Below are 21,893 nucleotides of genomic sequence, written 5' to 3' on the forward strand. Positions count from 1 at the left end.
GATCAGATGTCCATCCCTAGAAGCTGCCCGACCGTGTGCACATCCTTGTCGCCGCGGCCCGAAAGGTTGACGATCATGATCTTGTCTTGGCTCATCCTCGGCGCGATCTTCACCGCATGGGCGATTGCATGCGCCGACTCCAGAGCCGGAATGATGCCTTCTGCGCGCGTTGTAAGCTGGAAAGCATCCAGCGCCTCATTGTCGAGGATCGGCACATAGGAAACCCGGCCCGTGTCACGCAGCCAGGAATGCTCGGGGCCGACGCCAGGATAATCGAGGCCGGCGGAGACCGAGTGCCCGTCGAGGATCTGGCCATCCTTGTTCTGCAGCAGATAGGTGCGGTTGCCGTGCAGAACGCCGGGCCGGCCAGCACTCATCGAGGCGCAATGTTCTTCGCCGTCGAGCCCGCGCCCGCCGGCTTCGATACCGATGATCTCAACGCTCTTGTCGTCAAGGAAAGGATGGAACAAGCCGATGGCATTCGAACCGCCGCCGACAGCCGCGATGATCGTATCCGGCAGGCGGCCTTCGCGTTCCAGGATCTGTTCGCGTGCCTCGGTACCGATGACCGACTGGAAATCGCGCACGAGTTCGGGATAGGGATGCGGGCCAGCGGCCGTACCGATCAGGTAATAGGTGTCCTCGACATTCGAAACCCAGTCGCGCAGGGCCTCGTTCATGGCGTCCTTCAGCGTGCCGTGGCCCGAAGAGACCGGCTTGACCTCCGCGCCGAGCAGTTTCATGCGGAAGACGTTCGGCTTCTGCCGCTCGACGTCCGTTGCGCCCATGTAGACGACGCAGGGCAGGCCGAACCGCGCTGAAACCGTGGCGGAAGCAACCCCATGCTGACCGGCGCCGGTCTCTGCGATAATACGGGTCTTGCCCATGCGTTTGGCTAGCAGGATCTGGCCAAGGCAATTGTTGATCTTGTGACTGCCCGTGTGGTTCAGGTCTTCACGCTTGAAATAGATCTTGGCGCCGCCATCAAGACCCTGATCCTTGGCGAGCTGGCGCACATGCCGCGTCAGACCTTCGGCATAATAGAGCTTGGACGGACGGCCGGCATAATGGGTGGACAATGCCTGGAGTTCTGCCTTGAAGGACGGATCGTTCTTCGCGTCGTCATAGGCCTGTTGCAGTTCAAGGATCAGCGGCATCAGGGTCTCGGCGACAAATCTCCCGCCGAAAATGCCGAACATGCCCTCTTCATCTGGACCTGTCTTGAATGAATTGGGCTCAACCACCGTGTTCACTGCTCACTCCGTTCGTTGCATTCCCTGTCGTTTCGTCGAAACGACGGCCTCTTGTCCTGGCACTCCCTGTCGTTTCGTTGAAACGACCGCATTTGATTCAGGCCGCATCGGCGCTTTTGGCGGCGCGCACGGCCCGGAAAAATTCCCCGATCAGGCCAACATCTTTTACGCCCGGCGCGGACTCGACACCGGATGAAATATCGACGCCGTTCGGCAAGCTTGCTTTCAGCGCATCGCCTATATTGCCCGCATTGAGACCACCGGAAAGCATGTAATCGATGGAGGCGTCAAGGCCGCTCAGTACCTGCCATTCGAAAGAAACGCCATTCCCACCCGGGAGCTCCGATCCCTTCGGCGGTTTGGCATCGAAAAGCATGCGGTCAGCGACGCCGACATAGGTCGCAATCTGGTCAAGGTCGCTGCGTTCGCGCAGGGCGAAGGCCTTGATCACCGGAAGCCCGTAGCGTGCCTTGATTTCCTCCACTCTGGCGACGCTTTCCTCTCCGTGCAGTTGCAGCATGTCGGGATTCATCGCGGCGACGATCTGATCGAGGAATGTGTTGTCCGCGTTGACCGTGACAGCAACCGCTTTGGCGCGTCCTCTGGCAGCCTGCCGCAAGCGACCAGCCTCGGCTGGATCGACGTTGCGCGGGCTTTTTGCAAAGAAAATGAAGCCGATATGCGATGCGCCGCCGTCCAGCGCTGCTGCAACGGCTTCGTCGGTTTTCAACCCGCATATCTTGATATCAAGGCTCATCAGCCGCCACTCGCACGAAAATGCGTCAAAGTCGAGGATTTTGCGCATGGATCAATAGTTAGAGATGGTGGTGATAGCCTTCTTTGACAAGGAAATCGAACGCGTCCGCGACAGATGCAGGGACGGATTGCGCTATCTGGAAGCCTTTAGCCGGATAGTCGCGTATTCGCTGCACGTCACCGACCAGTTCGTGGATGAACATCTCGAGTGGATAGGCCTCGGTTGGCTGATCCTCAAAACGGGTAGGGGGCGCCGTTACCAACGCCACGACTTGCGGCCACTGCGCCCGAGCCGTCGCATGGGCGCGGCGCTGCGTCTGCGGTTTTGTGACAATGATGATGCGGCGCACATCACTCCCGGCCATGGCCCGCGAAAACCGGATGTTCTCGCCGATATTTGTAGCTGCAGGTTCGATCATGATGACCGCTTCCGGGACGCCCAACTCCTTGGCGCGCGCAGCGAACGCATCTGCCTCGGTTCCTTCGTACAGGTTTCCCGTCCAGTTGCCGGATTTGCCCGTGAACAGGACACGCTTTGCAAAACCTCGGCGAAACAGTTCCGCGCAATGATCGGCAACCCGCAGGTCGTAGCTGCCGAGACCAATGATCAGGTCGGCTTCAGACAGATCGTCATAGATGATATGGAAATCCCATAGGGTGCGGGCCGCCAGCAGGACGGCCGGGGAAACCGACAGTTTCATGAGGCTCGACCACGCATCAGCTGAAATCGATGGCCTGTAATGCGCCGCCGTTGCGTTTCAGCCATGCCTTGCAACGCTCCGTATCAGGGCAAAGCTCGCCGCACAGTTTCCAGAACTTTGGCCCGTGGTTCATTTCCTTCAGATGAGCCACTTCATGCGCGACCAGATAGTCGATGATCGGTGGCGGCGCCATCATGATGCGCCACGAGAACGAAAGTGTTCCGTCGGATGTGCAGGAGCCCCAGCGGCTCTTCGTGTCCTTGAGCCGAATGACCTTGGCGTGCCGCCCGACCGTCGCCGTGTGTCGTGCCACGAGTATTTCGAGGTCGCGGCGAGCTTCGCGTTTCAGGAAATCGCCAACCCGCCGCGCCAGATGCGGGCGGTCGCCATAAACGATCAGCAGTGGACCGTCTGCACCGTTTTCCTGCCGGACTGTTCCGCGTTTGGCGGGCTCGTGCACGATGAGATGCGGAACACCGCGCACAGGGATCTTGACGCCCGGACGCACCTTGGGCTGATCAGGCATCTTGGCGATGCGCGTTTCGATCCAGCCTTCATGCCGCGTCAGGAACTTGTCGATCTCTCGGGTCGGCATGCCCGGAGGCACGGTCATGCGAAGGCCCTTGCCGCCCGCATCGATGCGCAAGGTCAAGCGCGTTGCCCGCGGATTTTCCATCACGCGCAGCGGCAGGATACGGCCCGCAACCTCGTAGCTACGCTCGGCTTTGAGTGTTGCGGATTTTTTTGGCAGGCTCCGGAACAGCGACAGGATCATGTAATCACATTAATTGATTCGAACAAAAGCAGTGAGACAAAACAAGAAGCGGCGCCGCGAGGCGCCGCTTCTATCTTATAGACCGCATTCAGGACTGGAGGGAACTGATCGCGAAGTTATTCGCCGTCCGTATCGTTCACGCCGGGAACGGAGCCGGAAGGCTTCTTGGCGTTACGCTCGGCCATGAAGCGGTCGAACTCTTCGCGGTCCTTGGCACGGCGCAATTCACGCGCATACTCTTCAAACTCGCCACGCATTTCATCGAGCTTGCGGCGCTCCTCGTCGAGGCGCTCCAGCTCCTTTTCACGCCATTCGTCAAAGGCGATATTGCCGGTTCCAAACGGACCTCTGCCGAAATGGTGCGAACGCCGGTTGCGGCGGAACGCTCCGCAGAAATTGTCTGTCGCGTTGCTCATTTCGCTTTTGAAGCCACCAAAACGATTGCCCCAGACGATGTAGGCAAGCATGGCCAAGCCAAGTGGCCAGAACAGCATGAAACCGATAATCATCAGAGCGATGGTTGCCGGGGTCCAGCCTGGCCGGATCAAAGCAGCATTGTTCATCGAAAGCCCTTCCTTATAAAGAAAGCCCCGACCCCGATTGGTCGATTGATATCGACATGGGAAAGGATTTGCGCCTTTTCAAGAAAGTGTGATTTCAAATGCTACAAGGCGTTGAAATCAGAGATATTTCTTTGCGTGATCGATGAAAACAACGATCAGTCCCGCCACTAGCGCCCAGAACGCAGCGCCGATGCCGGCAATGCTGATGCCCGATGCGGTGACCGCAAAGGTCACGATCGCTGCCAGCCGCTCGGATTCTACCTTGAGAGCCAGGGACATGGCATTGGTGAATGCACCGATCAACGCGAGGCCCGCAACGAGAGCAATCAACGGGGCAGGCAGGACAGCGAAGAGGGCAGCCAGCGACGCTCCGAAAACGGCAAAGATCAGATAGCACAGGGCGTAGAACGGACCGGTCATCCAGCGTTTTCCCGGATCGGGGTGGGCATCAGGTCCGGTGCAGATCGCAGCGGAAATCGCCGCCATGTTGCTGGTATGGGCGCCGAAGGGCGCTGTAATCAGGGAAACAAGCCCGGTAACTTGGAGTGCGGCTGCGGCCGGCGGCTCGTAGCCCGCCGCACGCAGCACCGCAAAGCCCGGCAAGTTCTGCGATGCCATGGTGACAAGATAGAGCGGCAGCGCCAGGCCAATCATCGCGCTCGCGTCGAATACCGGCATGATGAGTGTAAGCGTCGAGAGCTCGATTCCGGGGACGCTCGCCACGCGTCCGCTCAGAAAGGCGTAAAGGACGCCGCCAAACAGCGCGGCAAGCACGGCCATCGCGGGATTGAACAGGCGGATGACGAAGAACAATGCGATAAGTGGCAGCACGAAGAGCGGATCAATCGGTATCGTTCGCGCCGCGCCGGTAAGAAAGGCGAAGAGAACGCCGGCCAGCATGCCCGAGGCAATAGACGCGGGGATTTTCGAAACGAGAACTGAAATCAGCTTTACCAGGCCGGTGAGGATGATCGCAATGGCGGTTACGATGAAGGCGCCGACGGCCTGCTGCATCGTAAAGCCCATCGAACCGCCAATAAGGGCGAGGCCAGGTGTCGACCATGCAGCAATAATCGGCATCTTGTAGCGCCAGCTCAGATAGCCGGTAGCAAGGAACATCGCGAGGCAGCATGCAGTCACCCAGCTTGCAGTTTCGGCCTGTGTGGCGCCGAGCGCCTGCGCCGCGGCGATGATGAGAGCAAGCGTTCCGCCAAATCCAACCACGGCAGCGACGACGGCAGACGCGATCACGGAAAAGCGCATGGAGCGGGGAAGCCTATTGGAGGGATTGGCGGGTTTTCGACCGGTCAACCATTGAAGACACCGTTCGGTCAAGAAGTTCAAGATCTTGCGGGCGCGACAGGCGATGATCGCCGTCGCGCACAAGCGTAATTGTCACATCGTCGACGGGCAGGTGGTCCACCAGCCGCAACGCGTGCGTGTAGGGTACATCCTCGTCTTCCATACCTTGCAGGATGTGGACGGGGCAGTCTGTCTGGATCACGCCCTTGAGAACCTGGTTGGTCTTGCCGTCTTCAAGCAGCGCCTTGGTATAGATGTAGGGCTCGGGCGAATAATCCGATGGTTCTTCCATATAACCGCGATCGGCGATTTGCTGGCGCTGGTCGCGCGTCAGTTGCGGCTCCACGAGTTCCGACGTGAAATCCGGCGCAGGCGCAATCAGGACGAGACCTGCGACCCTTTCGCGTTCGCCCGACTTTTGCAACTCCTGGATCATGCGCAGGGCAATCCAGCCGCCCATGGAGGAACCGACGAGGATCTGCGGGCCGGACGAGAATTGCCGGAAGACGGCCAGGCTCTGTTGCAGCCACAGCGAGATCGTGCCGTCGCGGAATTCTCCACTGGACTCACCATGGCCGGAATAATCGTGCCGCAGAAATGCCAGTCCCTTATCGGAGGCGTGTCGATCCAGCCATTCGGCCTTGGTGCCAAGCATGTCCGAGCGGTAGCCGCCGAGCCAGACGATGCCGGGTCCACGGCCAGCACGGTGACGTAGCGCGATACTTGTGCCATCGACCTCAATGAACTGTGCCGGGGATGCAATCATGTGCGCGACTCCCATCGATGGTTAGGGTCCTGACCCGAGCCTTTTGCCACGCCAGATCAAATCGATAAAGCCTGTAACATTGCATAAATCTGAAATAATCCTATGTTTGATCGGAGTGATTTATCCCGAAAAAGATGATATTGGCATGGGTCAGCGCACAGAAGCATTGCGGCTGCGGTCTGACGGTGCTATTTGCGTGACCGAAATAATTCAAGGAGACTACTGCCATTCGCCGACCCTTTAGAGCACAGGTGGTCCAGAAAGATGGACCGCGTTCCAACCGTGATATCCGGGTACCCCAGGTACAGCTCATTGATGCCGAAGGTGAAAACCACGGCATCGTTACCATTCAGGCAGCACTGGCCATGGCCGATGAGGCTGGTCTAGATCTCGTCGAGATCGTGCCCAATGCCGAACCGCCGGTCTGCAAGATCGTTGACCTTGGGAAACTGAAGTACCAGGGACAGAAGAAGGCTGCCGAAGCGCGCAAGAAGCAGAAAACGGTCGAAATCAAAGAAATCAAGATGCGCCCGAACATCGACACGCATGACTATGACGTGAAGATGAAGGCGATCAAGCGCTTCTTCGACGAGGGTGACAAGGTCAAGGTTACATTGCGGTTCCGCGGTCGTGAAATGGCACACCAGGAACTCGGCATGCGTCTTCTGGACCGGGTCAAGGAAGATACGGTCGATATCTCCAAGGTCGAGGCCGAGCCAAAGCTCGAAGGCCGCCAGATGATGATGGTACTGGCGCCGCGCTAACAGCGCCGACATCGCTGAACAAAGCCGCCTTCGGGCGGCTTTTCTGTTGAAGGATCAAATTCGAGGCCGCAATGGCACTGACCTCTCCCGAAGACATGTCGCGGTTCCAACGCCGCAGGCGCATTGTGATTGCGATCATTATCGCGCTGATTCTATTCGCGCTGCTCACCATCCGCTCGGCCTGGAGCAATGACTGGATCCACGAATATATCGAGGACTTCGGCATCGGAGCGATCGTCCTCGCAATTCTCGGCCGGATGTGGTGCACGCTTTATATCGGTGGCCGCAAAAGTGCGGAGATCGTCCGCCTCGGGCCCTATTCGATGAGTCGCAATCCGCTTTACGTGTTCAGCACTTTGGGAGCGGCCGGCATAGGCATGCTGACCGGCAGCTTGACCGTAGCATTCGCCCTTGCGGTCCTCTGCTATGTGGCCTTCCATTTGGTGATACTGGCCGAAGAAGGTTATCTGGAGAATACGTTCGGGGAGACGTACAAGGCCTACAAGCGCGAGGTACCACGCTTCTTCCCGAAGCTTTCCCTTTATAAGGAAGCGGACGTCCTGAGCGTCAGGGCGTCGATGCTCTACAAGACATTCTTCGATGGGTTGGTGTTCTTCATCGCCTATCCGTTGCTGGAGTTCGTTGAATATCTACAGGTAACCCACGTGCTGCCGGTGCTGCTGCGGCTTTACTGAGCTTTTCGCCGGCTCAGACGATTCAACAGTTGCGCTTTTCGTGACTTCTGGTAATAAGCACCCGTTCAAACCGCCCGGCAGGGCATGCCGTGGCGGTTTTGTATGCTTTCAGGCTTTGGTCGGCCTGAAGTCAAAAACAAGAGGCGGTCGTTTCGCAGAAGCGGCATGGGCCTCAAGAAATCAGGAGTAGCAAAATGCCCAAGATGAAGACCAAATCTGCTGCCAAGAAACGGTTCAAGATCACCGGAACTGGCAAAATCAAAGCCGCCGCCGCTGGCAAACGCCATGGCATGATCAAACGTTCGAACAAATTCATTCGTGACGCACGCGGCACGATGGTTCTTTCCGAGCCAGATGCGAAAATCGTGAAAAAGTTCCTGCCTAACGGTCTCTGATCGGGCAAACGTTATCCATCTCAATAAGGAGATCATATCATGGCACGTGTAAAACGGGGCGTTACGTCCCACGCCAAGCATAAAAAAGTTCTGAAGCAGGCCGAGGGTTTCCGCGGCCGCCGCAAGAATACCATCAAGACCGCCAAGGCCGCTGTCGATCGTTCGAAGCAGTACGCTTATCGCGACCGCAAGAACAAGAAGCGCACGTTCCGCGCGCTTTGGACCCAGCGTATCAACGCCGCTGTGCGTGAACATGGCCTGACCTACAGCCGTTTCATCGACGGTCTGACGAAGTCGGGAATCGAGGTTGACCGCAAGGTTCTGTCGGATCTCGCGATCCACGAACCGGCAGCATTCGGTGCGCTCGTGGCTTCTGCCAAGAAGGCGCTCGAGTACCTGAAGAACACCACTCCGAACGCTTTTGAAGGCGCTGTTCACTAAACCAGCGCTCCCAAAGCATTTCGGAAATCTAGACTTGGGAAACCCGCGCTGGCTCGGCTGGCGCGGGTTTTTCAATTTTCTGCATGACAACGATCTTAAAATCGCACTCGCGAAACGGATGAGAACCATGGACGATCTGGTACAACTGGAAAGCGTGCTTGCCGCGCAGATTGAGGCAGCGAATGATGAAGCGGCCATCGAAGCCGTCCGCGTCGCCGCCCTTGGCAAGAAGGGGTCGATCTCCGAGAAGCTGAAATCGCTGGGTGCGATGTCGCCGGAGGAGCGCCAGTCCCAGGGACCGGCCATCAATGGCCTCAAGAACCGCATCACCGAAGCGCTTACGGCGCGAAAGACGGCACTTAAGGATGCCGCGATCGCTGTGCGCCTTGAAAAGGAAAAGGTGGATGTGACCCTTCCCGTGCGTGCTGCTCCGGCGGAGCGCGGCCGCATCCATCCGATCAGCCAGGTCGTCGACGAGATCACGGCCATCTTCGCCGATATGGGCTTCTCCATCGCGGAAGGCCCCGATATCGAGACCGACTACTACAACTTCACTGCGCTCAATTTCCCGGAAGGCCACCCGGCACGCGAGATGCACGACACGTTCTTCTTCAATCCGGACGAGAACGGCGAGCGCCGCGTGCTGCGCACCCACACGAGCCCGGTGCAGATACGCACCATGGAAGCGCAACGCCCGCCGATCCGCATTGTCATCCCCGGCAAGACCTACCGCATGGATTCGGACGCCACTCATTCGCCGATGTTCCATCAGGTCGAAGGGCTGGTCATCGACAAGACGGCCAATGTTGCCAACATGAAGTGGGTGCTTGAAGAATTCTGCAAGGCGTTCTTCGAAGTCCCATCGCTGAAGATGCGGTTTCGCCCGTCCTATTTCCCCTTCACCGAGCCATCACTGGAGGTTGATATCCAGTGCGACCGCTCCGGCAAGGAAGTGAAATTCGGTGAAGGCACCGACTGGATGGAAATTCTCGGCTGCGGCATGGTGCATCCCAATGTCCTGCGTGCTGGTGGTCTCGATCCGGATGAGTATCAGGGCTTTGCCTGGGGCTTGGGCATCGACCGCATCGCCATGTTGAAATACGGCATGCCGGATTTGCGCGCATTCTTTGACGCCGACGTTCGCTGGCTGCAGCATTACGGTTTCCGCCCGCTCGACATGCCGACATTGTTTGGGGGCCTGAGCGCGTGAGCGAACTGCCCGACCAGTACTGGGACGCGGTGACCTTCGCCTTTGGCGACTCGCCGGCGCTTGCCGACGAATTGCTGGCTCTCGTGCTTGCCGGCAAGAAAACGGCGACCTGTGCGGCGCTTCGCGATTACGCCGAGGACAACCCAGACAAGCCGGTGGTCGGCAGGCGTGATGTGGTGCTCGATGGGGCAGGTCGGCCGGCGGCCGTCATCGAGACGGTCGAGATCACATATCGCCGGTTCAATGAAGTCGATGCTGCTTTCTCCCGCGACGAGGGCGAGGGTGAGGCCACGCTCGAACAGTGGCGGCGCGACCACGAGACCTATTTTCGTCGCAACGGCGGCTTTACGCCGGACATGGACCTTTTATGCGAGCGATTTCGCCTGGTCGAAATCCTCAAACGCTAAATTCGAGAAACGAGTGAAATCATGAAATTCACACTCTCCTGGCTTAAAGATCATCTCGAGACCGAGGCTTCGCTCGATGAGATCGTCGAGACCTTGACCATGATCGGTCTGGAGGTCGAGCAGCTTGACGACAAGTCGGCGCTGAAGCCGTTTGTCATCGCCAAGGTGCTGACGGCTTCCCGCCACCCCGATGCCGACAAGCTGCAGGTTCTGACTGTCGATACGGGCGACGGCAAGCCTTTGCAGGTGGTTTGCGGTGCACCCAACGCACGTGCTGGCCTGATCGGCGCTTTCGCCGCTCCCGGCACCTATGTTCCAGGCATCGACCTTACGTTGTCGGTCGGCAAGATCCGCGGTGTCGAGAGCCATGGCATGATGTGCTCCGAGCGCGAATTGCAGATGTCGGATGAACATAATGGCATCATCGACCTGCCCGAAGATGCGCCGGTTGGCACCAGCTTCGCCGCCTATGCCGGTCTGGATGACCCTGTCATCGAGATCAACCTGACGCCGAACCGCCCTGACTGCACCAGCGTCTACGGCATTGCCCGCGACCTTGCGGCAGCCGGTCTCGGTAAACTCAAGCAGCGGCCGATCGAACCTGTCAAAGGTGCAGGACCCGCGCAGGTTGATGTTCATCTTGAACTTGGCGACGATACCCATCTTTGCCCCGGCTTCGCCTGGCGTACCGTCAAGGGCGTCAAGAACGCTCATAGCCCGCAATGGCTGCAGCAACGGTTGATCGCCATCGGCTTGCGTCCGATCAATGCGCTGGTCGATATCACCAACTATCTGACCTTCGACCGCGGCCGGCCGTTGCACGTCTTCGACGCCGACAAGGTCAACGGCAACCTTACCGTGCGCCGCGGCTGGGAAGGCGAGCAAATTCTCGGTCTCAATGGCAAGGAATACACGTTCGGTCCGGATAATGTCGTCATCGCCGATGCTGATGGCGTCGAATCGATTGGCGGCATTATGGGCGGCGAACATTCCGGCTGTGATGAGAACACCACCAATGTCGTGATTGAGTCGGCGCTTTGGGATGCGATGAACATTGCCCGCACGGGCCGCACGCTCGGTATCATCACCGATGCGCGCTACCGTTTCGAGCGCGGCGTCGATCCTGAGTTCATGGTCCCCGGACTCGAGCTTGCCACACAGTTGGTTCTCGATTTCTGCGGAGGCACGCCATCCGAGGCGAAAGTCATTGGCTACAAGGGCCACACGCCCAAGACGGTCCAGTTCCCCGCATCGGAGGTCAAGCGTCTTACCGGCATCGATGTTCCGGCTGAAACGAGCCTCGATATCCTGTCTCGCCTTGGCTTCAAGCCGCAGGGGAGCGGCGAAGTGGTGGATGTCGTGGTCCCGTCCTGGCGGCCTGATGTCGATGGCAAGGCGGACCTCGTCGAAGAGGTCATGCGCATCCATGGCGTCGACCGCATCGAGCCGCAACCGCTGATCAGCCATGCGGCTGTCAATGGCAAGATATTGACCACGTTGCAAATCCGCACACGCAACGCGCGACGCACGCTTGCTTCGCGCGGCATGATGGAGGCAGTCACCTGGTCGTTCATCTCCGAAACGGCGGCCAAGGCATTTGGCGGCGGCCAGCCGGAACTCAAACTTGCCAATCCCATCGCCGCCGACATGTCGGACATGCGTCCTTCGCTGCTGCCAGGCCTGCTTGCCGCAGCCCAACGCAATGCCGATCGCGGCTTCAATGATCTGGCGTTGTTTGAAGTCTCCGGCACCTATGAAGGGAATACGCCGGAAGCGCAGCGACGCGTTGCTGCCGGTGTTCGCCGTGGCACGAGCAAGCTGGAAGGCTTGGGCCGTCATTGGTCGGGTAACATCGGACCGGTTGGCGTGTTCGATGCCAAGGCCGACGCACTTGCAGTGCTCGAAGCGTGCGGCGCTCCGATTGATAAGTTGCAGATCGAAAGCGGCGGTCCCGCCTGGTATCATCCCGGGCGTTCCGGCACGATCAAACTTGGACCCAAGGTTATTCTCGGCTCGTTCGGCGAGTTTCATCCGAAAACGCTGGAAACGCTTGATGTTTCTGGAAGCCTTTGCGGCTTTGAAGTTTTCATCGACGCCATTCCAGAACCGAAGCAGAAGGCGACGCGCACCAAGCCGGCGCTCAATCTTTCGGATTTCCAGACTGTGCGCCGTGACTTTGCGTTTGTGGTCGACAAGTCGGTGGAAGCGGGCGCGATTGTCCGGGCAGCGCTTGCCGGCGACAAGAAGCTGATCACCGGCGTTCAGGTCTTCGACCTGTTCGAAGGCGCATCGCTTGGGGAAGGCAAGAAGTCTGTTGCGATCGAGGTGGCGATCCAGCCCGTGGAGCGCACCTTGACCGATGAGGACCTGGAAGCGCTGACGAGGCGCGTTGTCGAGAGCGTTGGCAAACAGACCGGTGGTGTGTTGCGGGGATAGCGGCTCTGCCAGTGTGACCTGCCACTAAAAAAGGGGCGCATCGCGCCCCTTTCCTTTTGTCTGATCCGTAACCGCTATTTCTGGATAACCTTCCAGTTCTTGTAGAAGATCGAGTTACTTCCCTTAAGAACGACGCCCATGAACGAAACGATGGCGGCAAACAGACCCGGCAGATAGGACGGCCGCAGGATATCGACGAATAGGCAATAGCGTGTCTGGTCGGTCTGGTTGACCGACTGGTGCATCAGCGTGTCATCGAAGATGAATAGCTTGTCGTCTTTCCAATAGCTCGTCGTGTCACCGCACCAGATATAGGCCGTGCGGTCGTTCATGTCGTTGATGTTGTAAAGGACGCGGATCGTTGCGCGCATCGGGCCGAAATGCTTCGACGTCGAGTTCTTCTTGTTGAAGACCGACACGCCGATCGTCTTCACGAAATTGTATTTTTCGTGGAAGGACGGAACGTTGGCGAAGCTCGGCTGGTCTTTTCCGTACCATTTGAAGAAGAACATGCTGCGTGCCTGCTGTTCGGCGCGTGCCTGCAACTGGCCGACGATGTTCTCCTTCTGCGTCGCCGTGATCAGCCGCTTAACCTCGGCCTGATAATTGGCCGGCAGGTCCTGCAGCTTGTAGACGCCCTTGTTGACGTAGGGCAGCGACAGGATGTCGAGAACGATATTCAGCGGCGACAGCAGCCAGGTGAACATGCCGTTGCCGAAGAAATATTGTTCGACGACCTGCAGGTTCAGATTCTTGTTGCGCGACAAATCATAGAGGCCGCAGATCAGGTAGAAGAACACCAGATAGGGGACAAAGTAGGCGATGACGCCCAAGAGTACCAATCCGATAGCCCAACGGCGTAGGGACTTTTTCGTTGCTTTTTCCATGGTATTCCAGGTTCGGCGCCAGCGATGAGATACAGGGTGGCGCGGCTTGTTGAGACAAATCGATCTGCGCGATATAGCGCCGCCGGTGAGTTTTTTAAAGTCGCCATTGGCGGTCAGGAATAGGCCCCACAGCAAAACGTCTGTCAAGTGTGCGAGAAGGGACGGTTTGGTCCGCCCTCCTGCATATCCATGTCAACTCACCCTAGCTGGCGGAACCGATCGCTTTCAAACCCTGCCATTCGACCAGGGCGAAGCAGGCGACGACAACTGTCACGGCGAGGCTTGCCGTAATTCCAAGTGCGGTGAATGCCGACGGCATCAGCACCAGAATTGCCGGAACACCAATCACCCAAAGCAGATCCGCTGCGAAGACAAACCCGACAAGCGGAGCCGATGCGGATTTCCATCGGGCAATCAGGCCAACATCTATGGCAAACACCACCAGGGCGATACCAAGCGCTACGATCAACCAGACCGGGGCGCCGGGGATCAGGTAGATTGCGGAAAGTTCCGCGAAGAGTGCGAGGCCGAGGCCTGTGATACCCGTCAGGATCGCATTGATCATCAGGCCGTCTTTCAAAGTTAGATTCAGCATGTTCGGTTTCCTTTGCTTGTGTTGATGATCGAACATTGGAGAAGACAGGTAGGCAAAACAATTACCTCTGAGGTAATGGTCAGACTGCAGCATCGGTGCGATCTGTATTGAATGGGAAACAGCGCGATGGAATTTGGCGATCAACTGAAACAGTGGCGTGGGCACAGGCATCTGAGCCAGCTGGATCTTGCCCTCGATGCTGGCATTTCCGCCCGTCATCTCTCCTTTCTCGAAACCGGTCGCGCCCGCCCGTCGGAAGGAATGATTGTCCGTGTCTGCGAGGCGCTGGAACTCCCGTTCAAGATCCGCAACGAGCTTTTCACGGCAGCCGGTTTCGCGCCACGCTATCTTTCCGTTGAGCGTGAGGGTGTTGCAGGCCTTCCGCCATTGATCCGCAACACGTTGCAGATGATTCTCGATCGGCATGCGCCGTGGCCGGCGGTTGCCTTCGACGCCGATCACAACATACTTGCGGGTAATGCTGGTTTCATGGGACTTGCCGGCACGCTTGGTGTGAGCATCGCGCCTGGCATGAACATACTGGCGCTTGTGCTTGAACCAGGCCCGATACGAGCGGCCGTGGACAATTGGCCGGAGGTGGCGGTGCTCTTTCTCAAGCGGGCCCGCAACGAGGCCAGACTGTACGGCCCACAGAGCGGGCTCGCCAAACGCATTTCTGCATATGAGAATCAGATGGAATTTGCATCATTGCTCCGCGCCGGCGAGAGCGAACGCAATCCGCCACCGGTCATTACGGTTCAACTGCGTCTCGGCGAGGTCCTTACGAACTGGATCACGACGCTGACCGCATTTGGTTCGGCCCAGGAAGTGCTGACGGAAGGGATATTCATAGAACAGTATTTTCCCGCCGATGAAGCGACGCGGACGATAGCCAATAGTGCGGGGCGCTGACCGTCAGCGCCCCGCTGGGGTCAGCCGTTTACAAGTGCCAGGGAGGCATCCGTATAGCGCTTGCCCGCGACACGTGTCGGCGAAAGCGCATCGCCGATCGTCGCGAGGTCCGCAGCAGAGAGCTTGATATCAGCCGCAGCTGCATTCTCTTCCAGATGCCTTATCTTGCGTGCCCCGGGGATCGGAACGATGAAATCGCCCTGATGCAGCACCCAGGCCAGCGCCAGCTGCGCCGGAGTAACGCCCTTGTCCGCTGCGAGCCCCTTGAGCGTGGCAATCAGGGAGGCATTCGCATCCATGTTTTCGGCCTGGAAACGCGGCAATGTCTTGCGCCAGTCATCGGCGCCAAGTTCGTCAGGCTTGTTGATCGTTCCGGTCAGGAGGCCGCGGCCGAGCGGGCTGTAAGGTACAAAGCCGATGCCGAGTTCGCGGCAGACGGCAAGGACCTCGTCTTCCGGATCACGGCTCCACAGCGAATATTCACTCTGGATAGCTGCAATGGGGTGTACCTTGTGCGCACGGCGGATCGTGGCGGCGCTGGCTTCGGAGAGACCAAGCGCCTTCACTTTACCCTGTCTGACCAGGTCGGCCATGGCGCCAACCGTGTCCTCGATCGGTACATTCGGGTCAACGCGGTGCTGGTAGAACAGGTCGATCTGTTCGATACCAAGGCGTCCCAGCGATGCTTCGGCAACGGCCTTCACATGTTCCGGCCGGCTGTCGACACCCACCATGCGCGATGGACCTTCGCCCTCGTCGGCGATCTTGAAGCCGAACTTGGTGGCGATCACGACCTTGTCGCGGCGGCCCTTCATTGCCCTGCCAACGAGAATTTCATTGTCGAACGGCCCATACACCTCCGCTGTGTCCAAAAAGGTCACCCCAATATCCACCGCGCGATGCAGTGTCCGGATAGCGTCGGCTTCGTCCTGCCCGCCATAGGCAAACGTCATGCCCATGCAGCCAAGACCGACCGCCGAGACGGTGAGTTCCGTTCCGAGTTTGCGTTTTCCCATCACTGATCTCCTTGTCGTGGTGTGGTGGACGCAAGATAGGTCGCAAGACAGTGTTCGATAATTGCCTTATGATTTCACAGCTTGTTCTATAGTATAGATCAATGGATCGATCTCACCTGCCTCAACTCGCCATCTTTGCCACGGTCGCGGCTTGCGGCGGCTTCCGCGGTGCGGCCAAGGAGCTCGGCATTGCGCCCTCTGCTGTCAGCCACGCCATTTCCAGCCTCGAGCAGCGCCTTGGCGTGCGGCTGCTCGCCCGGACGACGCGCAGCGTCGCCGTGACGGAAGAGGGGGCATTGCTGCTCAAGCGGCTCCGTCCGGCTCTCGGCGAGATTGATCTGGCGCTCGATGCGGTAAAGGAGGCCAATAACCGTATCGCCGGCAATTTGCGCCTGAGCGTCCCGCCTTTTGCCGCGCACTGGCTCCTCGCGCCCCGCCTTGCTGCCTTCAGCGAGACGTACCCCGGCGTGACGCTCGAACTGCGGGTGGAGGAACCTTTCAACGACATCGTCGCAGCCGGTGTCGATGCAGGCATGCGGCTCGGCGAAAGCCTGGAACCGGACATGATCGCCGTACCCATGAGCGGGCCGATCCGGGGCAGCATCGTCGCTGCACCAAGCTATTTCGAAACGAATCCTGTCCCGTTGCATCCGCGCGATCTCGCCGGGCATCGCTGTATCCGCCGGCGCTTCTCCAGCGGGCAGGTGTATCGCTGGGAGTTTGAAAAGGATGGCGAGGAAATCGTCATCGACGTGAGTGGGCCGCTCATCCTCGGCGATGACCGGCTGGTTATCGAAGCGGCGATGGGCGGTGCCGGCCTGGCATTCCTGCTGCACTACATGGCGCTTGCAGCCATCGCCGATGGCAGACTGCGCTGCGTGCTCGAAGACTGGTGCGCGCCTTTCCCCGGCGTCTACCTCTATTATCCGAGTCGCCGCCAGATGCGACCGGCGTTGCGCGCCTTCATCGATTTCTTCAGGCATTCACCCTGATATGACTTCCCTTCGACGCGCAAAGTGCTCTAGGTTGCGCGCCGACGAAAAGGAGATGTCATCATGTTTCGCTGGGGTATTCTGTCGACTGCAAAAATCGGGGTAACGGCGGTCATTCCCGCCATTTGCGACGCGGAGAATTCGGTCGTGTCGGCCATCGCCAGCCGCGACCTTGCCAAAGCCCGTGCCGTGGCTGATCGGTTCGGTGCACCGCAGGCCTTTGGTTCCTACGAAGCCATGCTGGCCTCGAACGAGATCGACGGCGTCTACATTCCCCTCCCAACCTCCCAGCATGTGGAATGGTCCTTGAAGGCCGCCGAGGCCGGCAAGCACGTCCTGTGCGAAAAGCCGATCTCCTTGCATGCAAGCGAGATCGCCGCCTTGCAGCGTGCCCGCGACTCGAACGGTGTTCTGATCTCCGAGGCATTCATGGTGACCTACCATCCGCAATGGCTGAAGGTGCGCGAACTCATCGCCGGCGGCGCTATCGGTCAGTTGCGCCGGGTGCAGGCTGCCTTCACCTATTTCAACAAGGATGCCGGGAACATGCGCAACCAGCTGTCGCTCGGCGGCGGTGCCTTGCCCGATATCGGCGTCTATCCGACGGTCGTAACCCGCTTTGTCACCGGCAAGGAGCCTATCCGGGTGGCGGCAACGGTCGAGCGCGATCCGGATTTCGGTACGGATCGCTATGCCAGTGTCCGCGCCGATTTTGACGGGTTCGAACTGACCTTCTATGTCGCGACACAGCTTGCCGCCCGCCAGTCGATCGTGTTCCACGGTGATGAGGGGTATATCGACGTGCTGGCACCGTTCAACACAGGCAAATATGATCACGCTAGGATCACCGTTCACAACAACAATCACAGCAGCGCCACCGAGTACAATTTCAGTGACGTGAATCACTACCGTCTGCAGGTCGAGGCCTTCGCGCGCGCGGCTAAGGGCGAGGATGTGCCGGTCTTCACGCTGGAGAATTCCGTTCTCAACCAGAAGCTGATCGATGCGATCTATCGTGCCGATGAAACAGGCAAGTGGGAAACCGTCTGAGACAAAAACCATTCAAGAATTCAGCCTAACGAGGCAGGTGCCCGTTAGGCTGGATTATCGTGGTTACCAGTAGACACCGCCGCGCGTCACATGCACGCGCGGCTTGCCGTCCGGTGCGTAGAGGCTCTGGGCACAGGCCTCGCAGTCGGCATCAACATCGGCGACGACCGGAACCATTGCCTGTGTATTGATCAGGGACAGGATTTCCAGATTGTTGGAGTTCCAGCGCCCATATTGCTGACCGATCTGCGGCACTGAACGCGGCCGGGTACGAATGTGCTCCTGTGGCTTGAGCGACAGCCCGGCGAGAATGTCTTCCGGCATGCTGTCGCCGCGCGCTACGACGGCGCATGCCTCTTTCAGCGAATTGAGCCGGGCCACGCGGTCTTCAGTCAGCGGATGGGTTCGCAGGATTGAAGGGTCAGGGATACGCCCGCCCGGCAGGATGAGGTTTTCCCAGACCTTGCCTTGCGCCTTCTCGAGTTTAATCAAAGCACCCGCCAGACCGTCAGGATCGCCGGTGAGCATGGCGGCGCCAAGATCGGCATCGAATTCGCGGGTACGCGACAGCGCCATCTGCAGCAGACCGCCGATAGTCGGTGCAAACAGAAGCACCAGGACGCCGAGCCATGGGACCTGCGGTGGCGCCCCGCTGGCAAGCCAGGTGATATTGAACAGCAGCGAAACAATTCCGATCGTCGACATCAGCGAAGTGAACCGCGACACGGTATCGGCGAGCGCCATCACCTTGAGATCTTCATTGCGGATGTGGCTGATCTCATGCGCCAGGACGCCGGTGAGTTCGCGTGCTGTGAGTGCCCGTATCAGCTGGTCGGTTACGGCAACGATCGCATTGTCCCGCCGCCCGACGGCAAAGGCGTTCATCATGCGCGAGGGGATCACGTGCAGCTTCGGTGCCGCCGGCAGGCCAGCGCGGCGCGCGAGCTCATCGACGATCGCCAGACCCTGTGGAAACTCCGCTTGGGTGACCGGCCGGGCCTTGTACATCTTCAGTACCATTTGCGGACTGATGCGGCGTATGGCAAAAAGGCTGATCCCGCCAAACACGAAGGCATAGATGATGCCCGCGGGCCCAGCCAGCGTCCAGGCGCAGACGATAAGCAGGAGAAGGCTGCCCGCCAGGAGCAGCCACGTATGCAGCGTATTGATCAGCCGGCTTCGCTGGTGTCCGGGTGTATGGAGGTGAAGGGTGTCGTCGGTCATGGAGGGATATATGGGGCTAAAAACACGGTTTGCCGAGTCTTTTAAGGTGATTATGCGTGCAAATGCAGCTTCTTCTGACTTGCATGGTAATTTCCCCCTTCTTATATAGCCCACGACACTGTAAGTACCGCCCGCCTCAGCGGTCCTGAATTGTTGAAACCCCCTAGGGGCTGCTGAATGGAATGCTCGGCAGAGGTCCCGGCAGCCTGCTGAATGGAGATGAAGTAATGGCTAAAGTTATCGGTATTGATTTGGGAACGACCAATTCCTGCGTCGCTGTCATGGATGGCAAGAACGCAAAGGTCATTGAAAATGCGGAAGGCGCTCGTACGACGCCTTCGATCATCGCTTTCACGGATAGCGATGAGCGCCTCGCGGGCCAGCCGGCCAAGCGTCAGGCTGTCACCAATCCGGAAGGAACCGTCTTTGCGGTCAAGCGCCTTATCGGCCGCCGCTTTGATGACCCGACTGTCGAAAAGGACAAGAAGCTTGTTCCGTACCACATTGTCAAAGGCGACAATGGCGATGCTTGGGTCGAGGTACACGACAAGAAATACTCCCCTTCGCAGATTTCAGCGATGATCCTGCAGAAGATGAAGGAAACGGCGGAGGCCTATCTCGGCGAAAAGGTCGAAAAGGCCGTCATCACCGTTCCGGCATACTTCAATGATGCCCAGCGTCAGGCAACCAAGGATGCGGGCAAGATCGCAGGCCTCGAAGTCCTGCGCATCATCAACGAGCCGACTGCGGCGGCCCTTGCCTATGGCCTCGACAAGAAGGAAGGCAAGACGATCGCCGTATACGACCTTGGTGGCGGTACGTTCGACGTCTCGATCCTCGAGATCGGTGATGGCGTCTTCGAAGTGAAGTCGACCAATGGCGATACGTTCCTTGGCGGTGAAGACTTCGACATGCGTCTGGTCGAATATTTCGCAGCCGAGTTCAAGAAGGAGCAGGGCATCGACCTGAAGAACGACAAGCTCGCCCTGCAGCGCCTCAAGGAAGCTGCTGAAAAGGCGAAGATCGAACTGTCGTCCGCACAGCAGACCGAAATCAACCTGCCGTTCATCACCGCCGATGCCTCAGGTCCGAAGCATCTGACGATGAAGCTGTCGCGCGCCAAGTTCGAGAGCCTCGTCGACGACCTGGTTCAGCGCACCGTTGACCCCTGCAAGTCGGCCCTCAAGGACGCCGGCCTCAAGGCTGGTGAGATCGACGAAGTGGTTCTCGTCGGCGGCATGACCCGTATGCCGAAGATCCAGGAAATCGTGAAGGCCTTCTTCGGCAAGGAACCCCACAAGGGTGTTAACCCGGACGAAGTCGTTGCCATGGGTGCGGCCATTCAGGCCGGCGTTCTGCAGGGCGACGTCAAGGACGTGCTCTTGCTCGACGTTACGCCGCTTTCGCTCGGCATCGAAACGTTGGGCGGTGTCTTTACCCGTCTGATCGAACGTAACACGACGATCCCGACGAAGAAGTCGCAGACCTTCTCCACGGCCGAGGACAATCAGTCCGCCGTGACGATCCGCGTCTTCCAGGGTGAGCGCGAAATGGCTGCCGATAACAAGGCGCTCGGCCAGTTCGATCTCGTCGGCATTCCACCAGCACCGCGCGGCGTTCCGCAGATCGAAGTCACGTTCGATATCGACGCCAACGGTATCGTCAATGTCTCGGCCAAGGACAAGGGCACGGGCAAGGAACACCAGATCCGTATCCAGGCATCCGGTGGTCTCTCCGACGCCGACATCGAAAAGATGGTCAAGGACGCCGAAGCCAACGCCGAGAGCGACAAGAAGCGTCGCGAGACCGTCGAATCGAAGAACCAGGCTGAAGCTCTGATCCATTCGACCGAGAAGTCGCTCAAGGATTATGGCGACAAGGTCTCGGCCGAGGACAAGCAGGCGATCGAAACCGCTCTTGCGGAATTGAAGACCGCAGCTGAAGGCGATGACGCCGACGCCATCAAGGCGAAGACGCAGACCTTGGCCGAAGTGTCCATGAAGCTTGGCCAGGCCATGTACGAAGCCTCGCAGGCTGAAGCTGCCGCCGAAAGCGGCGAAGCTGACGCTACGGCGAAGGCCGATGACGATGTCGTCGATGCCGACTTCGAGGAGATCGACGAAGACGGCAAGAAGAAGTCCGCCTGATTTCTCACGCCACAACTAACGAAAAAGCCCGGCCATTTTGAACTGACCCCCGAAAGTTGGACATCAACCTTCGGGGGTTTTGCATGTCCAAACACAGCGTTGCTTTTAAGCTTTCTGTTGTGGCGTTTTATCAGAAGGTCGAGCGGAGCGCTCGGGAAGTTGGCGGGCATTTCGGAGTGGACCATGCGACGGTTCGCAAATGGGTAGCAAGCTACGAGGCGCACGGGGCCGCGGGGCTTGCGACGAAGTTCAGCCACTACGATGCTGCGTTCAAGCTATCGGTTCTCCAGCGAATGTGGGAGGATGGGCTGTCGTATCGCCAGACGGCGGCGTTGTTCAACATCCGCAATAGGAGTTGCCTGCCGGATTGGGAGCGACGCTATAAAACGGGTGGTATTGACGCCCTGAGCCCGCGCCGCAGAGGAAGGCACCGATCCATGCCCGAACCGCCAGTGCCCAAAGAACCGGACGCTTCGCGTAGCGATGATAAAAAGAGCCGCGAAGAGTTGCTGGCGGAGCTGAGCTATCTGCGCATGGAGAACGCCTTCCTAAAAAAACTGGAGGCCTTAACGCGGGAACAACCAGCGCCAAAAAAGCGCAAGTCGT

The 21,893-nt window shown here is 58.7% G+C and carries 23 protein-coding genes; 12 read left to right on the plus strand and 11 right to left on the minus strand.

Annotation, left to right across the window (positions count from 1 at the left end; all coding sequences use genetic code 11):
* Positions 1–2 precede the first annotated feature (2 nt).
* From trpB to CU102_RS22950, 7 genes are all read right to left on the minus strand, one after another.
* On the minus strand, positions 3–1,253 hold the full coding sequence (trpB, locus tag CU102_RS22920) for a tryptophan synthase subunit beta (protein WP_106713402.1): 1,251 nt from the start codon (positions 1,251–1,253) through the stop codon (positions 3–5).
* Positions 1,254–1,350: 97 nt separating this feature from the next.
* Positions 1,351–2,010: a phosphoribosylanthranilate isomerase gene (locus CU102_RS22925; protein WP_106713430.1), complete on the minus strand. Its 660-nt coding sequence runs from the start codon at positions 2,008–2,010 to the stop codon at positions 1,351–1,353.
* Positions 2,011–2,068: 58 nt separating this feature from the next.
* Positions 2,069–2,710: a YdcF family protein gene (locus CU102_RS22930; RefSeq protein WP_106713403.1), complete on the minus strand. Its 642-nt coding sequence runs from the start codon at positions 2,708–2,710 to the stop codon at positions 2,069–2,071.
* Positions 2,711–2,726: 16 nt separating this feature from the next.
* The gene (locus tag CU102_RS22935) at positions 2,727–3,485 is read right to left on the minus strand and encodes a M48 family metallopeptidase (protein WP_106713404.1); all 759 of its coding nucleotides are present in this window, start codon (positions 3,483–3,485) and stop codon (positions 2,727–2,729) included.
* Positions 3,486–3,601: 116 nt separating this feature from the next.
* Positions 3,602–4,048 carry a DUF2852 domain-containing protein gene (locus CU102_RS22940; RefSeq protein ID WP_106713405.1) on the minus strand — a complete coding sequence of 149 codons (447 nt, stop codon included), beginning with the start codon at positions 4,046–4,048 and terminating at the stop codon, positions 3,602–3,604.
* 117 nt (positions 4,049–4,165) lie between these two features.
* Positions 4,166–5,311, minus strand: coding sequence for a benzoate/H(+) symporter BenE family transporter (locus tag CU102_RS22945; protein WP_106713406.1), 1,146 nt, complete (start codon positions 5,309–5,311; stop codon positions 4,166–4,168).
* A gap of 13 nt (positions 5,312–5,324) precedes the next feature.
* The gene (locus CU102_RS22950; RefSeq protein ID WP_106713407.1) at positions 5,325–6,131 is read right to left on the minus strand and encodes an alpha/beta hydrolase; all 807 of its coding nucleotides are present in this window, start codon (positions 6,129–6,131) and stop codon (positions 5,325–5,327) included.
* A 212-nt stretch (positions 6,132–6,343) separates the two neighbouring features.
* Between CU102_RS22950 and infC the strand changes: the two genes are divergently transcribed.
* The 7 genes from infC to pheT all read left to right on the plus strand — a co-directional run bounded on the left by infC (position 6,344) and on the right by pheT (position 12,464).
* Positions 6,344–6,880, plus strand: coding sequence for a translation initiation factor IF-3 (infC, locus tag CU102_RS22955; RefSeq protein ID WP_106713408.1), 537 nt, complete (start codon positions 6,344–6,346; stop codon positions 6,878–6,880).
* 77 nt (positions 6,881–6,957) lie between these two features.
* The gene (locus tag CU102_RS22960; RefSeq protein WP_106713431.1) at positions 6,958–7,575 is read left to right on the plus strand and encodes a methyltransferase family protein; all 618 of its coding nucleotides are present in this window, start codon (positions 6,958–6,960) and stop codon (positions 7,573–7,575) included.
* A 194-nt stretch (positions 7,576–7,769) separates the two neighbouring features.
* Entirely contained in the window at positions 7,770–7,970 is a 201-nt protein-coding gene (gene rpmI, locus CU102_RS22965; RefSeq protein ID WP_106713409.1) for a 50S ribosomal protein L35, read from the plus strand.
* A 39-nt stretch (positions 7,971–8,009) separates the two neighbouring features.
* Complete coding sequence (gene rplT / locus CU102_RS22970; RefSeq protein WP_106713410.1) at positions 8,010–8,411, plus strand: 50S ribosomal protein L20; 402 nt, start codon at positions 8,010–8,012, stop codon at positions 8,409–8,411.
* Between the two features lie 127 nt (positions 8,412–8,538).
* Positions 8,539–9,621 (plus strand): phenylalanine--tRNA ligase subunit alpha, encoded by a 1,083-nt coding sequence (pheS, locus tag CU102_RS22975; RefSeq protein WP_106713432.1) that lies wholly within the window; start codon positions 8,539–8,541, stop codon positions 9,619–9,621.
* Positions 9,618–10,028, plus strand: coding sequence for an ASCH domain-containing protein (locus CU102_RS22980; protein WP_106713411.1), 411 nt, complete (start codon positions 9,618–9,620; stop codon positions 10,026–10,028). The genes pheS and CU102_RS22980 overlap by 4 nt, the downstream gene beginning before the upstream one ends.
* Before the next feature lie 21 nt (positions 10,029–10,049).
* A complete protein-coding gene (gene pheT / locus CU102_RS22985; protein ID WP_106713412.1) occupies positions 10,050–12,464 on the plus strand; it encodes a phenylalanine--tRNA ligase subunit beta in 2,415 nt (804 codons plus the stop codon).
* A 74-nt stretch (positions 12,465–12,538) separates the two neighbouring features.
* Here the strand turns inward: pheT and CU102_RS22990 are convergent, their stop codons facing one another.
* Together CU102_RS22990 and CU102_RS22995 are read right to left on the minus strand one after the other, a co-directional pair.
* Positions 12,539–13,351: an aspartyl/asparaginyl beta-hydroxylase domain-containing protein gene (locus CU102_RS22990; RefSeq protein ID WP_133624642.1), complete on the minus strand. Its 813-nt coding sequence runs from the start codon at positions 13,349–13,351 to the stop codon at positions 12,539–12,541.
* Positions 13,352–13,553: 202 nt separating this feature from the next.
* Positions 13,554–13,946 carry a hypothetical protein gene (locus CU102_RS22995; protein ID WP_133624641.1) on the minus strand — a complete coding sequence of 131 codons (393 nt, stop codon included), beginning with the start codon at positions 13,944–13,946 and terminating at the stop codon, positions 13,554–13,556.
* Between the two features lie 126 nt (positions 13,947–14,072).
* Here CU102_RS22995 and CU102_RS23000 point away from each other — a divergent pair, with 126 nt between their 5' ends.
* Positions 14,073–14,858 carry a helix-turn-helix domain-containing protein gene (locus tag CU102_RS23000; RefSeq protein WP_166648530.1) on the plus strand — a complete coding sequence of 262 codons (786 nt, stop codon included), beginning with the start codon at positions 14,073–14,075 and terminating at the stop codon, positions 14,856–14,858.
* Between the two features lie 20 nt (positions 14,859–14,878).
* Here CU102_RS23000 and CU102_RS23005 read toward each other — a convergent pair whose 3' ends face one another.
* Entirely contained in the window at positions 14,879–15,874 is a 996-nt protein-coding gene (locus CU102_RS23005) for an aldo/keto reductase (RefSeq protein ID WP_106713416.1), read from the minus strand.
* Positions 15,875–15,975: 101 nt separating this feature from the next.
* Between CU102_RS23005 and CU102_RS23010 the strand changes: the two genes are divergently transcribed.
* Positions 15,976–16,866, plus strand: coding sequence for a LysR family transcriptional regulator (locus tag CU102_RS23010; protein WP_106713417.1), 891 nt, complete (start codon positions 15,976–15,978; stop codon positions 16,864–16,866).
* 63 nt (positions 16,867–16,929) lie between these two features.
* Positions 16,930–17,916, plus strand: coding sequence for a Gfo/Idh/MocA family protein (locus tag CU102_RS23015; RefSeq protein ID WP_106713418.1), 987 nt, complete (start codon positions 16,930–16,932; stop codon positions 17,914–17,916).
* Positions 17,917–17,979: 63 nt separating this feature from the next.
* Here CU102_RS23015 and CU102_RS23020 read toward each other — a convergent pair whose 3' ends face one another.
* Entirely contained in the window at positions 17,980–19,140 is a 1,161-nt protein-coding gene (locus CU102_RS23020; protein ID WP_106713419.1) for a zinc metalloprotease HtpX, read from the minus strand.
* A gap of 227 nt (positions 19,141–19,367) precedes the next feature.
* Between CU102_RS23020 and dnaK the strand changes: the two genes are divergently transcribed.
* Together dnaK and CU102_RS23030 are read left to right on the plus strand one after the other, a co-directional pair.
* Positions 19,368–21,287 carry a molecular chaperone DnaK gene (dnaK, locus tag CU102_RS23025; protein ID WP_106713433.1) on the plus strand — a complete coding sequence of 640 codons (1,920 nt, stop codon included), beginning with the start codon at positions 19,368–19,370 and terminating at the stop codon, positions 21,285–21,287.
* A gap of 83 nt (positions 21,288–21,370) precedes the next feature.
* Positions 21,371–21,893: helix-turn-helix domain-containing protein (locus CU102_RS23030; RefSeq protein ID WP_146146482.1), on the plus strand; the 523-nt coding region annotated here is incomplete at its 3' end.

The organism is Phyllobacterium brassicacearum (assembly GCF_003010955.1).
In the GTDB taxonomy this organism is placed as follows: Bacteria; Pseudomonadota; Alphaproteobacteria; order Rhizobiales; family Rhizobiaceae; genus Phyllobacterium; species Phyllobacterium brassicacearum.